This window comes from Citrobacter sedlakii NBRC 105722 (assembly GCF_000759835.1).
Classification (GTDB): domain Bacteria; phylum Pseudomonadota; class Gammaproteobacteria; order Enterobacterales; family Enterobacteriaceae; genus Citrobacter_A; species Citrobacter_A sedlakii.
The window spans coordinates 33,964-46,664 of record NZ_BBNB01000010.1 but is presented as its reverse complement, the minus strand read 5'-3'; the positions used below and the strand labels follow the sequence as shown (position 1 = coordinate 46,664).

Below are 12,701 nucleotides of genomic sequence, written 5' to 3'. Positions count from 1 at the left end.
CTGATGAAGACAGAAACTCCCTCTTTTGAAGCACAGCAAATCGTGCGCTTGCGGCGCCGGGATCAAATCCGTCGTTTGCTTGAGCGGGACAAAACGCCACTGGCGATCTTATTGATGGCGGCGGTGGTCGGCACCGTGACCGGCCTGGTCGGCGTGGCGTTCGAAAAAGCGGTGACCTGGGTGCAGAACATGCGTATCAGCACGCTGGTCAGCGTTGCCGATCACGCGTTTCTCGTCTGGCCGTTGGCATTTGTGCTTTCCGCTCTGCTCGCCATGGTGGGCTATTTTCTGGTGCGCAAATTCGCGCCGGAAGCCGGTGGTTCCGGGATCCCGGAGATCGAAGGCGCGCTGGAAGAGCTGCGTCCGGTGCGCTGGTGGCGCGTGCTGCCAGTGAAATTTATCGGCGGGATGGGGACGCTGGGGGCCGGTATGGTGCTGGGGCGCGAAGGGCCAACGGTCCAGATCGGCGGCAACATTGGCCGGATGGTGCTGGATATTTTTCGTATGCGCAGCGCCGAAGCTCGCCATACGCTGCTGGCTACCGGGGCGGCAGCCGGTCTTTCCGCGGCGTTTAATGCGCCGCTGGCGGGCATTTTGTTTATCATCGAAGAGATGCGTCCGCAGTTTCGCTATAACCTGATTTCCATTAAGGCTGTGTTCACGGGCGTGATTATGTCGAGCATTGTCTTTCGCGTGGTCAATGGCGAAGCACCGATTATCGAGGTCGGTAAACTGTCTAACGCGCCGGTGAATACGCTGTGGCTCTATCTGATCCTCGGTATGATTTTTGGCTGCGTGGGGCCGCTGTTTAATAGATTGGTGCTGCGTACGCAGGATATGTTCCAGCGCTTTCACGGCGGCAATATCACCAAATGGGTGCTGATGGGCGGCGCGATTGGCGGACTGTGCGGTATTCTCGGGTTGATTGAACCCGAAGCGGCAGGCGGCGGGTTTAATCTGATCCCCATCGCTGCGGCGGGCAATTTTAGCGTCGGATTGCTGTTGTTTATCTTTGTCGCCAGGGTAATCACTACGCTGCTTTGTTTCTCCTCCGGCGCGCCGGGTGGAATATTCGCCCCGATGCTGGCGCTCGGCACGCTGCTGGGAACCGCGTTCGGCATGGCGGCGGCGGCCTTCTTTCCGCACTATCAGCTGGAAGCAGGCACTTTTGCTATCGCCGGCATGGGGGCGCTGATGGCGGCGTCGGTACGCGCGCCGTTGACCGGCATCGTGCTGGTGCTGGAAATGACCGACAATTACCAGCTCATTTTGCCAATGATTATTACCTGTCTCGGCGCAACACTATTGGCGCAATTCCTCGGCGGAAAACCGCTATACTCCACCATTCTTGCCCGCACCCTGGCGAAGCAGGAAGCGGAACAGGCGGCAAAAAGCCAGACGGCGGCCGCTGGCGAGAATACTTGAATGAAATACCAGGGTATTAGATAATGATTTTCGTATTGGGTCAGAATTTGCCCAATTGCCGATGTCGTTTGGAGCAAAAATATGAGTGATGACGTAGCGCTGCCACTGCAATTTACTGAAGCAGCAGCCAATAAAGTGAAAAGCCTGATCGCTGACGAAGATAACCCGAATCTGAAGCTGCGCGTGTATATTACCGGTGGTGGTTGCAGCGGCTTCCAGTATGGTTTTACCTTTGACGATCAGGTCAACGAAGGTGATATGACCATCGAGAAACAGGGGGTGGGTCTGGTGGTTGATCCGATGAGCCTGCAATATCTGGTTGGCGGCTCCGTGGATTACACTGAAGGTCTGGAAGGGTCACGCTTCGTCGTAACCAACCCGAATGCGAAAAGCACCTGCGGGTGTGGTTCTTCGTTCAGTATTTGATCAGTTGCCGGTTGTCCCGCCGGTTAACCGTTCTACAGGCCCGGTAAGCGTAACGCCGCCGGGCGATGTCCCGGATGGCGGCTAACGTTTTATCCGGCCTGCGCTTCTCGCCCCGATGCCTTAACGCCCATTCTCATCTAATGCAAACGTCGGCAGCTTCAGATGCCAGCGGATCGCCGCCAGGCGAATGAATAATGTCACGATCATCCCCATCATACTTGCCGTTTCCAGCGGGATCGCAAAAGTATAAAACGCGGTGGCGTGAACAATTCCGCCAATAATGCAGGCTGTGGCGTAAATCTCAGTCCGCAAAATCATCGGGATTTCACGCGCCAGCACGTCGCGGATAATCCCGCCGCCGACGCCGGTGATCACGCCCATACAGATTGCGACCAACGGACCGGTGCCGGCAATAAACGCTTTATTGACGCCAATCCCGACGAATACCGCCAGACCGACGGCGTCGAGTACCGGCAGCATCCATTTGGGCAAGCGCCTGGGCTGGCGCACCAACAATATCGTCAGCATACTGGTGACCATCGCCACCACCAGATCGGTCGGATCTTTCACCCAAAACACTGGCCCGTTATCCAGCGCCATATCACGGATCGTTCCACCGCCGACGGCTGTCACGACGCCCAGAACCAGTACGCCGAACGGGTCCATGCGCAATTTTCCAGCCAACAATACGCCAGAGATAGCAAATACCGCGGTACCGACAATATCCAGCCAATAGACGAGCATCACGTTATCCTCAAGACCAGCCGTGCTGTGACGGGTTTTACTTCACCTCTGAAAGCGCACTACAGAGTTGTTTTGCGGCGAGGATAATACGCGGGCTGGCGCGTTCAAACCAGTCACTGGTTAAAGGAATAACCGGAATAGTGAGCTGATCGCCCCAGTATCGCTGAATTTTGCGGGTTTCATCCGCATCGCCTGCCACCACGATCGCCTGCGGAGCGCGCGCCAGCACCTGTTCACGGCTTACCTGCGGCCAGGGAACCCGGCTATAGGCAAAGATATTTTCTCCGCCACACAGCTCCAGCACCTGGTTTTGAATCGATCCTTTTGCGCTGGTAAACGGCGGATTGATGCCAAACTGGAGAAAGACGCGTTTTTTGGCTTTCGCCGCGTTCGCCGATTTTAGTTGATGATAGTCGTCCAGCAGGCTTTGTGCGGCGCGTTGCGCTTTTTCCGGCTCCGGGCTCCAGGCGGCTAATTTTTTCAGCGTGTCGGCAATTTGTTCGATGGTGACGGCATCCACCCACATCACCTGGATCCCTAACGAGGTGAGCTGATTAACCTGTCGTTCCGCATTGCCGCCGCGCCACGCGATAACCAGATCGGGTTTCAGCGCCACAATGCGTTCCAGATTCATGCCCTGCCAGGTGGACACTTGTTCAATATTCTTTGCCGCTGGCGGATAGTCGGAATAGCTGCTGACGCCGACGGGGGTGATGCCTGCGGCAAAGGCGAGTTCGGTATTGGCGGGAGAAAGGGAAATCACGCGCGGTGCGGCTGACAGCCACACCGGCAGCAGAATCAGCAGGGCGACCAACGCCCTGAAGAATGCGTTAACCATGCGCCAGTTTCTGCACCAGCGTTTCGACCATCAGGCTGGACTGTTTGGCCGCGACGGCCAGAAACTCGTCAAAGCTCAGGTGCGACTGCTGGTCTGCGACGTCAGAAATAGCGCGAACCACCACAAACGGAACTTTAAAGTTATGGCAGACGTGCGCGATCGCGGTAGCTTCCATTTCAACAGCAACCGCCTGCGGGAAGTTATGGCGGATTTTCGCCAGCCCCACGGAGCCGTTAATGAAGGCGTCGCCGCTGACAATCAGCCCGCGAACCGCGTTCAGGTTTAACGCCGCAATGCAGGATTCCGCCGCCGCGATCAGCGTTTCGTCGGCTTTAAACCCTGCCGGACAGCCCGGAAGCTGACCGAATTCATAGCCGAAGGCGGTAACATCGGCGTCATGATAGCGTGCTTCATCAGACACCACGATATCGCCCACTTTTAACGTTGGCGCCAGACCGCCTGCGGAACCGGTATTAATAATCACGTCCGGCTTGCAGTGTTCAAGAAGCAGCGTCGCGCCCAGCGCTGCAGCCACTTTACCAATGCCGGATTTCAGCAGCGCAACGTCGGTGCCGTTTAACTGACCGGTGTAGATTTCACAACCGCCCAGGCTGAACGTTTGACGGTTTTCGATTTTGTCACGCAGCAGCGTAACTTCTTCTTCCATTGCACCAATGATGCCGATTTTCATAGATTTACTCGCGCCAGGTGAGATTTAAAGGCATAGTCTATCATGCGCTTAACGGGAAGTGCATGTTCATGGGGGAGGAGATGGCTCAGATTGATTTCCGCAAAAAAATAAACTGGCATCGTCGTTACCGCTCACCTCAGGGTGTGAAGACTGAGCATGAGATCCTGCGCATTTTTGAGAGTGACCGTGGGCGCATTATTAACTCTCCGGCGATCCGCCGTTTGCAGCAAAAGACGCAGGTGTTTCCGCTGGAGCGCAACGCGGCGGTGCGCACCCGTCTTACCCATTCGCTGGAAGTGCAGCAGGTGGGACGCTATATCGCCAAAGAAGTGCTGAGCCGTCTTAAGGAACAGCAACTGCTGGCGCATTACGGGCTGGACGAACTGACCGGTCCCTTCGAAAGCATTGTCGAAATGTCCTGCCTGATGCACGACATTGGGAATCCGCCGTTCGGTCATTTTGGCGAAGCGGCAATCAACGACTGGTTTCGCCAGCGTCTGCATCCGGCAGATGCCGAAAGCCAGCCGCTGACGGAGGACCGCTGTATTGTCGCCGCGCTGCGCCTGAGCGAAGGGGAGGAGTCCCTGAATGACATCCGGCGCAAAGTCCGCCAGGATTTATGCCATTTCGAAGGCAATGCGCAGGGGATACGTCTGGTGCATACCTTAATGCGCATGAACCTGACCTGGGCGCAGGTGGGCGGGATTTTAAAATATACCCGTCCGGCATGGTGGCGGGGGGAAACGCCTACGACGCATCATTATTTAATGAAAAAACCGGGCTACTATCTTTCTGAAGAGTCCTATATTGCAAGGTTACGTCAGGAACTTGATCTCGCGCTTTACAGCCGCTTTCCATTAACCTGGATCATGGAAGCCGCTGACGATATTTCTTATTGCGTGGCCGATCTTGAGGACGCCGTAGAGAAAAGAATTTTCAGCGTAGAGCAGTTGTATCACCATTTGCACGAGGCCTGGGGCGAGCACGAAAAAGGCTCTCTGTTTGCGCAGGTGGTGGAAAATGCGTGGGAGAAATCCCGCGCAAATACGCTGAGTCGGAGTACGGAAGATCAATTCTTTATGTATTTGCGGGTGAACACCCTAAATAAGCTAGTGCCTTATGCCGCGCAGCGTTTTATTGATAATCTTGAGCAGATCTTTGAGGGCACCTTTAATCAGGCGTTACTGGAAGATGGCAGCAGCGTTAGCCGTTTGCTTAAGCTCTATAAAAATGTCGCCATAAAACATGTGTTTAGCCACCCCGACGTGGAACAACTTGAGCTGCAGGGGTATCGCGTTATCAGTGGTTTATTAGACATTTACCGGCCTTTATTAAGTCTTCCATTAGCAGACTTCAGCGAGCTGGTGGAAAAAGAGCGGCTGATACGCTTTCCGATAGAATCCAGATTATTTCAGAAACTCTCCACTCGTCATCGACTGGCGTACATTGAAGCCGTCAGTAAATTAGCGTCAGATTCCCCCGAGTATCCGGTGCTGGAATATTATTACCGTTGCCGTCTGATCCAGGATTATATCAGCGGCATGACAGACCTTTACGCGTGGGATGAATATCGACGGCTCATGGCGGTCGAGCAATAAAGCAACTTTTGTAAAGACGGACAATAAATTTTTACTTTTTCCATAAACTTTTGTCCGGAACTTAGCGCTATAAAATGAATCTGACGTACACAGCAATTTTGCGTTATCTGTTAATCGAGATTGATACACATGAAAAAAACCACATTAGCAATGAGTGCACTGGCTCTGAGTTTAGGTTTGGCGTTATCTCCGCTTTCTGCCACGGCTGCTGAAACCGCCTCAGCAACGACCGCTCAGCAGATGCCAAGTCTGGCGCCGATGCTCGAAAAAGTGATGCCATCGGTGGTCAGCATTAACGTTGAAGGTAGCACAACCGTAAATACGCCGCGTATGCCGCGTAATTTCCAGCAGTTCTTTGGTGATGACTCCCCGTTCTGCCAGGAGGGTTCTCCGTTCCAGAGTTCCCCGTTCTGTCAGGGAGGCCCCGGGGGTAACGGCGGCCAGCAACAAAAATTCATGGCGCTGGGATCTGGCGTCATTATTGATGCCGCGAAAGGCTATGTCGTCACCAACAACCACGTGGTGGACAACGCCACGGTAATCAAAGTACAGCTGAGCGATGGCCGTAAATTCGACGCCAAAATTGTCGGCAAAGATCCGCGCTCTGACATCGCGCTGATCCAAATCCAGGATCCGAAAAACCTGACGGCGATTAAACTGGCTGACTCCGACGCGCTGCGTGTCGGCGACTACACGGTGGCCATCGGTAACCCGTTTGGTCTGGGCGAAACCGTCACTTCCGGTATCGTCTCGGCGCTGGGCCGTAGCGGTCTGAACGCGCAAAACTATGAAAACTTTATCCAGACCGACGCGGCGATCAACCGCGGTAACTCTGGTGGCGCGCTGGTTAACCTTAATGGTGAACTGATCGGTATTAACACCGCTATCCTTGCGCCGGACGGCGGCAACATTGGTATCGGCTTCGCCATCCCAAGCAACATGGTGAAAAACCTCACATCCCAGATGGTGGAATTCGGTCAGGTGAAACGCGGCGAGCTGGGCATTATGGGTACCGAACTGAACTCTGAGCTGGCGAAGGCGATGAAAGTCGACGCACAGCGCGGCGCGTTCGTCAGCCAGGTGATGCCAAACTCTTCGGCGGCGAAAGCGGGCATTAAAGCCGGGGATGTTATTACCTCCCTGAACGGCAAGCCCATCAGCAGCTTTGCCGCGCTGCGCGCGCAGGTCGGCACCATGCCGGTCGGCAGCAAGCTCACCCTCGGCCTGTTGCGTGACGGCAAGCCGGTGACCGTGAATCTGGAACTGCAGCAGAGCAGCCAGAATCAGGTGGATTCCAGCTCTATTTTCAGCGGCATTGAGGGCGCTGAAATGAGCAACAAAGGCAAGGATCAAGGCGTGGTGGTGAATAACGTGAAAGCGAATTCTCCAGCGGCGCAGATTGGCCTGAAGAAAGGAGACGTGATTGTTGGCGCTAACCAGCAGGCGGTGAAAAACATCGCTGAGCTGCGCAAGATCCTCGACAGCAAGCCGTCTGTCCTTGCGCTGAATATTCAGCGTGGCGATAGCTCCATCTATTTGCTGATGCAGTAATCTCCCCCCCTTCCCGAACAGGGAAGGGGGTTCTTTTTGTGATACCCCCCACAACTCCATACTTCTTTGCTTCGCTTTGTGCATTTGCACAATGCTGCGATTAGTCATCTTCCTTATGCTTGAGCTCTGCTCACAGGAGGGTTTATGGCTGGCTGGCATCTTGATACCAAAATGGCGCAGGATATCGTGGCGCGGACGATGCGCATCATTGATACCAATATCAACGTAATGGATGCCCGCGGGCGGATTATCGGCAGCGGCGATCGTGAGCGTATTGGTGAATTGCACGAAGGCGCGCTGCTGGTGCTCTCTCAGGGACGCGTGGTTGATATTGACGACGCGGTGGCGCGGCACTTGCACGGTGTGCGTCAGGGGATCAACCTGCCGTTGCGTCTGGAAGGGGAGATCGTTGGCGTGATCGGTCTGACCGGCGAGCCGGAGCACTTACGCAAATATGGCGAGCTGGTATGCATGACGGCAGAAATGATGCTGGAGCAGTCACGTCTGATGCACCTGCTGGCGCAGGACAGCCGCCTGCGTGAAGAACTGGTGATGAACCTGATTCAGGCGGAAGAAAACACCCCGGCGCTGACCGAGTGGGCGCAGCGTCTGGGCATCGATCTCAATCAGCCGCGCGTGGTGGCGGTGGTGGAAGTCGACAGCGGACAGCTTGGCGTCGACAGCGCCATGGCGGAACTGCAGCAATTGCAAAATGCGCTGACCACCCCCGAGCGCAATAACCTGATCGCGATTGTCTCGCTGACCGAAATGGTGGTGTTAAAACCGGCGCTGAATCAGTTTGGTCGCTGGGATGCAGAAGATCACCGCAGGCGCGTTGAGCAGCTTATTTCGCGGATGAAAGAGAATGGGCAACTGCGTTTTCGCGTCGCGTTGGGCAACTACTTTACCGGCCCCGGCAGTATCGCCCGCTCATACCGTACCGCCCGCACTACCATGATGGTCGGCAAGCAGCGCATGCCGGACAGCCGCAGTTATTTTTATCAGGATTTAATGTTGCCGGTGCTGCTCGACAGTCTGCGCGGCGGTTGGCAGGCTAACGAGCTGGCGCGCCCTTTAGCGCGACTGAAGGCAATGGATAATAACGGCCTGTTGCGCCGAACGCTGGCGGCGTGGTTCCGTCATAATGTGCAGCCGCTGGCAACGTCAAAGGCGCTGTTTATTCATCGTAATACGCTGGAGTACCGACTGAACCGTATTTCAGAGCTGACCGGGCTGGATCTGGGGAATTTTGACGACAGATTGTTATTGTATGTGGCGCTACAACTTGATGAACAACGGTAATTTTTGCCTGATGGCGCAGCACTGATCGGGCCTACAAAGGACAGGGGGCGTAGGCTGGACGTGGGCGGCGCCATCTGGCAACAATCGCTTACTTACGCGTCAATTTTTCCAGATCGGCCTCAATTTCGGTGATCTTATTCGCGACCACGCTTTCCAGATGGCGTAAGTCGTCAAGGATCTTGCGCTTCAGATCGACTTCGGTGCGATCGCGCTGGCAGATCTGATCCAGCTCGTCGATAACATAGCGCAGGTTGGGGCTGATCTCCTGCACCTCTTTGTAACCCTGCCCAATACCGTCGGCGACCACGGTTTTACGTTGCCGTGGGTATTTAAACTTCACGCTCTTGGCAAAGAATTCGCCTTTATCCTTCTGGAAATAGATTTTCAGGATATCGTTGTTGGCTTCTTGCCGCAGGCTGTAACGATCGATTTCTTCAGGATTGGTAATGCCCAGACTTTTCAGATTGTCGTACATAGCGGTACCCTTAATCTCAACATAACCTATGAATAATTAACGAAAAGCCCCGTTTCCGCCACTTCAGGCGATAAAAAAAGCGGGCTATGCCCGCTTTTTCAAATCATTGTCAGTCGATGGTACGTAACAACTCATTGATGCCAACCTTGCCGCGCGTTTTGGCATCGACCTTTTTCACAATCACCGCGCAGTAAAGACTGTATTTGCCATCTTTCGACGGCAGGTTGCCGGAAACGACAACAGAACCTGCCGGAACGCGGCCATAATGCACTTCGCCGGTTTCACGGTCATAAATACGGGTGCTCTGGCCGATGTAAACGCCCATCGAAATCACGGAACCTTCTTCCACGATCACGCCTTCCACGACTTCTGAACGCGCGCCGATAAAGCAGTTATCTTCGATGATGGTCGGGTTCGCCTGCAGCGGCTCCAGTACGCCGCCGATGCCGACGCCGCCGGAGAGATGAACGTTTTTACCGATCTGCGCGCAGGAGCCGACGGTCGCCCAGGTATCAACCATCGTACCTTCATCAACATAGGCGCCGATATTAACGTAAGACGGCATCAGCACGGTGTTACGGGCAATGAACGCCCCCTGGCGCACCGCCGCAGGTGGCACCACGCGGAAGCCTTCTTTCTGAAAACGCGCTTCGTCATAGTCAGCAAATTTCATCGGCACTTTATCGAAGTAGCGACTTTCCGCGCCGTCGATAACCTGGTTATCGTTAATACGGAAAGAGAGCAGTACCGCTTTCTTCAGCCACTGGTGCGTTACCCACTGGCCGTCGATTTTTTCTGCAACACGCAGTGCGCCGGAATCCAGCAGGGAAATCACCTGATTCACCGCTTCACGGGTCACGGTATCTACATTCGCCGGCGTGATCTCGGCACGGCGCTCAAAAGCGGTCTCAATAACGTTCTGTAACTGCTGCATTGGTAAACTCTTTCCCTAATAAAAAAACACACTACCCTTTATCGTTTGGATTGAGGGCCTCTGTCAACCGTTGATGCACTTCCTGCTGGAGCGCATTATTAAGGGCACGCCGGTCCGCGGTGGCGATTATGAATAAATCTTCTACTCGCTCGCCAATGGTTGTAATTCGGGCGCCGTGAAGCGAAATTCCCAGATCGGCAAAAATTTGCCCGACCCGCGCCAGCAGTCCGGGCTGGTCGAGCGCAATCAGTTCGAGGAACGATTTCCGGTCGGTGTGCGTCGGCAAAAACGTCACTTCGGTATCCACGGTAAAGTGGCGCAATTTTGCCGGCTGGCGACGCGGCTGCGGCGGTTGCCAACTGCGCTGGGTGATCGCCTGTTCCAGCCCTGAGCGGATCGCTTCGTGGCGATCGGACGACAGTGGGCTGCCATCCGGCTCCAGGACGATAAACGTATCCATCGCCATGCCGTCGCGGGTAGTGAAGATCTGCGCATCGTGGACGCTGAGATTACGCCTGTCCAGTTCAGCGCAGACGGCGGCAAACAGGTAAGGGCGGTCCGGACTCCAGATAAAAATTTCCGTTCCGCCGCGCGTCGCCTGCGGACTGAGCAAAATCAGCGGCTTGCTCAGGTCGTGCTGAAGCAGATGTCGCGCGTGCCAGGCCAGTTGATTTGGGCTGTGACGGACAAAATAGTTGGCGCGACAGCGCGACCAGATATGGTGCAGCGCCTCTTCATCAATATTGTCCATCCGTAATAGCGCCAGCGCCTGAAGCTGATGATGGCGTACGCGCTCGCGCATATCTGGCGTATTCTGCATGCCGCGGCGCAGCTGTTTCTCTGTGGCGAAGTACAGTTCGCGCAGCAGGCTTTGCTTCCAGCTATTCCACAGCGTTTCGTTGGTGGCGCATATGTCGGCTACTGTCAGGCAGACGAGAAAGCGCAAGCGGTGCTCCGTCTGTACTTCTTCGGCAAACTGCTTGATCACCTCCGGGTCCTGAATATCGCGGCGCTGGGCGGTGACTGACATCAGCAGATGTTGCCGTACCAGCCAGGCCACCAGTTGGGTTTCCCGCGAGTTCAGGCCATGCAGCTCGGCGAATTTGAGCACGTCCTGCGCCCCCAGCACGGAGTGGTCGCCGCCGCGTCCTTTGGCGATGTCGTGGAACAGAGCGGCGATCAGAATCAGCTCCGGCTGACGCAGACGGGGCCAGAGATCCACACACAGCGGGTGGCGCTGGCGGGTCTCTTCTTTGGCGAAGCTTTCCAGCTTCAGCATCACGCGAATGGTGTGTTCATCCACTGTGTAAGCGTGGAACAGATCGAACTGCATCTGTCCGACAATGTGCGACCACTGGGGCATATAGGCCCACAGCACGCTATGGCGGTGCATCGGCAGCAGGCCGCGGCTGACCGCGCCAGGGTGACGCAGCATGCTGAGAAACAGCGAACGCGCTTCCGGGATGTAGCACAGCGGCTGGTTCAGATGACGTCGGGCGTGGCGCAGATGGCGCAGGGTGGTGGAGTAGATCCCGGTGATCGCGCTATTGCGCACCATGGTATAGAACATCCGCAGGATCGCTTCCGGCTCGCGGATAAACAGATCGTCGTGACGCAGGTCGATCAGCGTGCCGCGCAGTTGAAAGTCATCGTCGATCGGGCGGGGTTTTTCGTCCGCCGGCAAGGCGAGGATGGCTTCGTCAAACAACTGGAGCAGCATCTGGTTCAGTTCGCTGACCCGCCGCGTCACCCGGAAGAAATCCTTCATCATTTGCTCGACCGGCTCGTTGCCTTCGCCACGGTAGTTGAGACGCTGGGCGACGCTAAGCTGGCGGTCAAACAACAGACGGTTGTCGTAACGGGGCACCACCAGATGCAGCGCAAAGCGGATCCGCCAGAGTATGTGCAGGCATTCGTTTAACTCCGCGCGTTCGGCCTGGGTCAAAAAGCCAAAACCGACCATTTCATCAAGGGAGGTGGCGCCAAAGTGACGGCGGGCGACCCACTGTAGCGTATGGATGTCGCGCAGGCCGCCGGGGCTGCTTTTGATATCCGGCTCGAGATTATAGCTGGTGCCGTGATAGCGCTGGTGGCGCTGGTTCTGTTCTTCGACTTTGGCGGCGTAGAACTTGTCGGACGGCCAGAAGCCTTCGCTGAAAATGTGTTTTTGCAGCTCAAGGAACAGCGCCACGTCGCCAATCAGCAGCCGGGTTTCGATCAGGTTGGTGGCGACGGTCAGATCCGACAGCCCTTCCAGCAGACACTCTTCAAGCGTACGTACGCTGTGACCGACCTCCAGCTTTACGTCCCACAGCAGCGTCAGCAGTTCACCCACTTTCTGCGCCTGGTCATCGGGTAATTTTTTGCGGCTTAAGATCAGCAGATCGATGTCGGAAAGCGGATGCAGTTCGCCGCGACCGTAGCCGCCGACGGCGACCAGCGCCAGATCGGCAATCTGCCCGAATCCCGCGTCAATCCACAACCGTTGCAGCAGTTGATCAATAAACTCGGTTCGGGCTTCGATCAGCTGCTCGGCGGAGATCCCGCTGTCAAACGCGTCGCCCAGCCACTGCTGGAAGGTATCGATGTGGGACTTAATCCCGCTGACGGTGAGTTCGTCACGCGACCAACTGCCTGGGTTTTGCGGCTGGCCGGGAAGGGTGGGAAGTGCGGTATTCGCGTGCTGTTCAGGAAGAGTATTCATTATGCGCCACCCA

General features: G+C 55.7%; 12 protein-coding genes. 6 read left to right on the top strand and 6 right to left on the bottom strand.

The window, feature by feature from the left end; genetic code table 11:
- Positions 1-3: 3 nt before the first annotated feature.
- From clcA to erpA, 3 genes are read left to right on the top strand one after another with little or no spacing between them, the layout of a single operon-like run.
- A complete protein-coding gene (clcA, locus tag CSE01S_RS14575; protein ID WP_042289908.1) occupies positions 4-1,425 on the top strand; it encodes a H(+)/Cl(-) exchange transporter ClcA in 1,422 nt (473 codons plus the stop codon).
- A gap of 34 nt (positions 1,426-1,459) precedes the next feature.
- Complete coding sequence (yadW, locus tag CSE01S_RS23540; RefSeq protein WP_350396263.1) at positions 1,460-1,510, top strand: small protein YadW; 51 nt, start codon at positions 1,460-1,462, stop codon at positions 1,508-1,510.
- A complete protein-coding gene (gene erpA / locus CSE01S_RS14570) occupies positions 1,507-1,851 on the top strand; it encodes an iron-sulfur cluster insertion protein ErpA (protein WP_012904541.1) in 345 nt (114 codons plus the stop codon). The genes yadW and erpA overlap by 4 nt, the downstream gene beginning before the upstream one ends.
- 120 nt (positions 1,852-1,971) lie before the next feature.
- On the opposite strand, the gene CSE01S_RS14565 is transcribed toward erpA, so the two are convergent.
- From CSE01S_RS14565 to mtnN, 3 genes are read right to left on the bottom strand one after another with little or no spacing between them, the layout of a single operon-like run.
- On the bottom strand, positions 1,972-2,595 hold the full coding sequence (locus CSE01S_RS14565) for a TRIC cation channel family protein (RefSeq protein ID WP_042289905.1): 624 nt from the start codon (positions 2,593-2,595) through the stop codon (positions 1,972-1,974).
- 37 nt (positions 2,596-2,632) lie between these two features.
- Positions 2,633-3,433: a vitamin B12 ABC transporter substrate-binding protein BtuF gene (gene btuF, locus CSE01S_RS14560; protein WP_042289903.1), complete on the bottom strand. Its 801-nt coding sequence runs from the start codon at positions 3,431-3,433 to the stop codon at positions 2,633-2,635.
- A complete protein-coding gene (mtnN, locus tag CSE01S_RS14555; RefSeq protein WP_042289900.1) occupies positions 3,426-4,124 on the bottom strand; it encodes a 5'-methylthioadenosine/S-adenosylhomocysteine nucleosidase in 699 nt (232 codons plus the stop codon). Before mtnN ends, btuF begins: the two co-directional genes overlap by 8 nt.
- A gap of 80 nt (positions 4,125-4,204) precedes the next feature.
- Between mtnN and dgt the strand changes: the two genes are divergently transcribed.
- The 3 genes from dgt (at position 4,205) to cdaR (ending at position 8,575) form a co-directional block, all read left to right on the top strand.
- Positions 4,205-5,722, top strand: coding sequence for a dGTPase (dgt, locus tag CSE01S_RS14550; RefSeq protein ID WP_042289898.1), 1,518 nt, complete (start codon positions 4,205-4,207; stop codon positions 5,720-5,722).
- 129 nt (positions 5,723-5,851) lie between these two features.
- The gene (gene degP / locus CSE01S_RS14545; protein WP_042289896.1) at positions 5,852-7,273 is read left to right on the top strand and encodes a serine endoprotease DegP; all 1,422 of its coding nucleotides are present in this window, start codon (positions 5,852-5,854) and stop codon (positions 7,271-7,273) included.
- A 144-nt stretch (positions 7,274-7,417) separates the two neighbouring features.
- On the top strand, positions 7,418-8,575 hold the full coding sequence (gene cdaR, locus CSE01S_RS14540) for a DNA-binding transcriptional regulator CdaR (RefSeq protein ID WP_042289894.1): 1,158 nt from the start codon (positions 7,418-7,420) through the stop codon (positions 8,573-8,575).
- Between the two features lie 88 nt (positions 8,576-8,663).
- Here the strand turns inward: cdaR and CSE01S_RS14535 are convergent, their stop codons facing one another.
- The 3 genes from CSE01S_RS14535 to glnD all read right to left on the bottom strand — a co-directional run bounded on the left by CSE01S_RS14535 (position 8,664) and on the right by glnD (position 12,688).
- The gene (locus CSE01S_RS14535) at positions 8,664-9,050 is read right to left on the bottom strand and encodes a DUF3461 family protein (RefSeq protein WP_042289892.1); all 387 of its coding nucleotides are present in this window, start codon (positions 9,048-9,050) and stop codon (positions 8,664-8,666) included.
- Positions 9,051-9,159: 109 nt separating this feature from the next.
- Positions 9,160-9,984: a 2,3,4,5-tetrahydropyridine-2,6-dicarboxylate N-succinyltransferase gene (dapD, locus tag CSE01S_RS14530; protein WP_042289888.1), complete on the bottom strand. Its 825-nt coding sequence runs from the start codon at positions 9,982-9,984 to the stop codon at positions 9,160-9,162.
- A gap of 31 nt (positions 9,985-10,015) precedes the next feature.
- Positions 10,016-12,688 carry a bifunctional uridylyltransferase/uridylyl-removing protein GlnD gene (gene glnD, locus CSE01S_RS14525; RefSeq protein ID WP_042289885.1) on the bottom strand — a complete coding sequence of 891 codons (2,673 nt, stop codon included), beginning with the start codon at positions 12,686-12,688 and terminating at the stop codon, positions 10,016-10,018.
- Positions 12,689-12,701 lie beyond the last annotated feature (13 nt).

What these genes read in the sequence shown, in the direction of transcription:
- cdaR (WP_042289894.1), top strand. Translation starts at nt 7,418, where the DNA reads ATGGCTGGCTGGCATCTTGATACCAAAATGGCGCAGGATATCGTGGCG.
- erpA (WP_012904541.1), top strand. Translation starts at nt 1,507, where the DNA reads ATGAGTGATGACGTAGCGCTGCCACTGCAATTTACTGAAGCAGCAGCC.
- degP (WP_042289896.1), top strand. Translation starts at nt 5,852, where the DNA reads ATGAAAAAAACCACATTAGCAATGAGTGCACTGGCTCTGAGTTTAGGT.
- dapD (WP_042289888.1), bottom strand. Translation starts at nt 9,984, where the DNA reads ATGCAGCAGTTACAGAACGTTATTGAGACCGCTTTTGAGCGCCGTGCC.
- btuF (WP_042289903.1), bottom strand. Translation starts at nt 3,433, where the DNA reads ATGGTTAACGCATTCTTCAGGGCGTTGGTCGCCCTGCTGATTCTGCTG.
- CSE01S_RS14535 (WP_042289892.1), bottom strand. Translation starts at nt 9,050, where the DNA reads ATGTACGACAATCTGAAAAGTCTGGGCATTACCAATCCTGAAGAAATC.
- CSE01S_RS14565 (WP_042289905.1), bottom strand. Translation starts at nt 2,595, where the DNA reads ATGCTCGTCTATTGGCTGGATATTGTCGGTACCGCGGTATTTGCTATC.
- dgt (WP_042289898.1), top strand. Translation starts at nt 4,205, where the DNA reads ATGGCTCAGATTGATTTCCGCAAAAAAATAAACTGGCATCGTCGTTAC.
- clcA (WP_042289908.1), top strand. Translation starts at nt 4, where the DNA reads ATGAAGACAGAAACTCCCTCTTTTGAAGCACAGCAAATCGTGCGCTTG.
- glnD (WP_042289885.1), bottom strand. Translation starts at nt 12,688, where the DNA reads ATGAATACTCTTCCTGAACAGCACGCGAATACCGCACTTCCCACCCTT.
- mtnN (WP_042289900.1), bottom strand. Translation starts at nt 4,124, where the DNA reads ATGAAAATCGGCATCATTGGTGCAATGGAAGAAGAAGTTACGCTGCTG.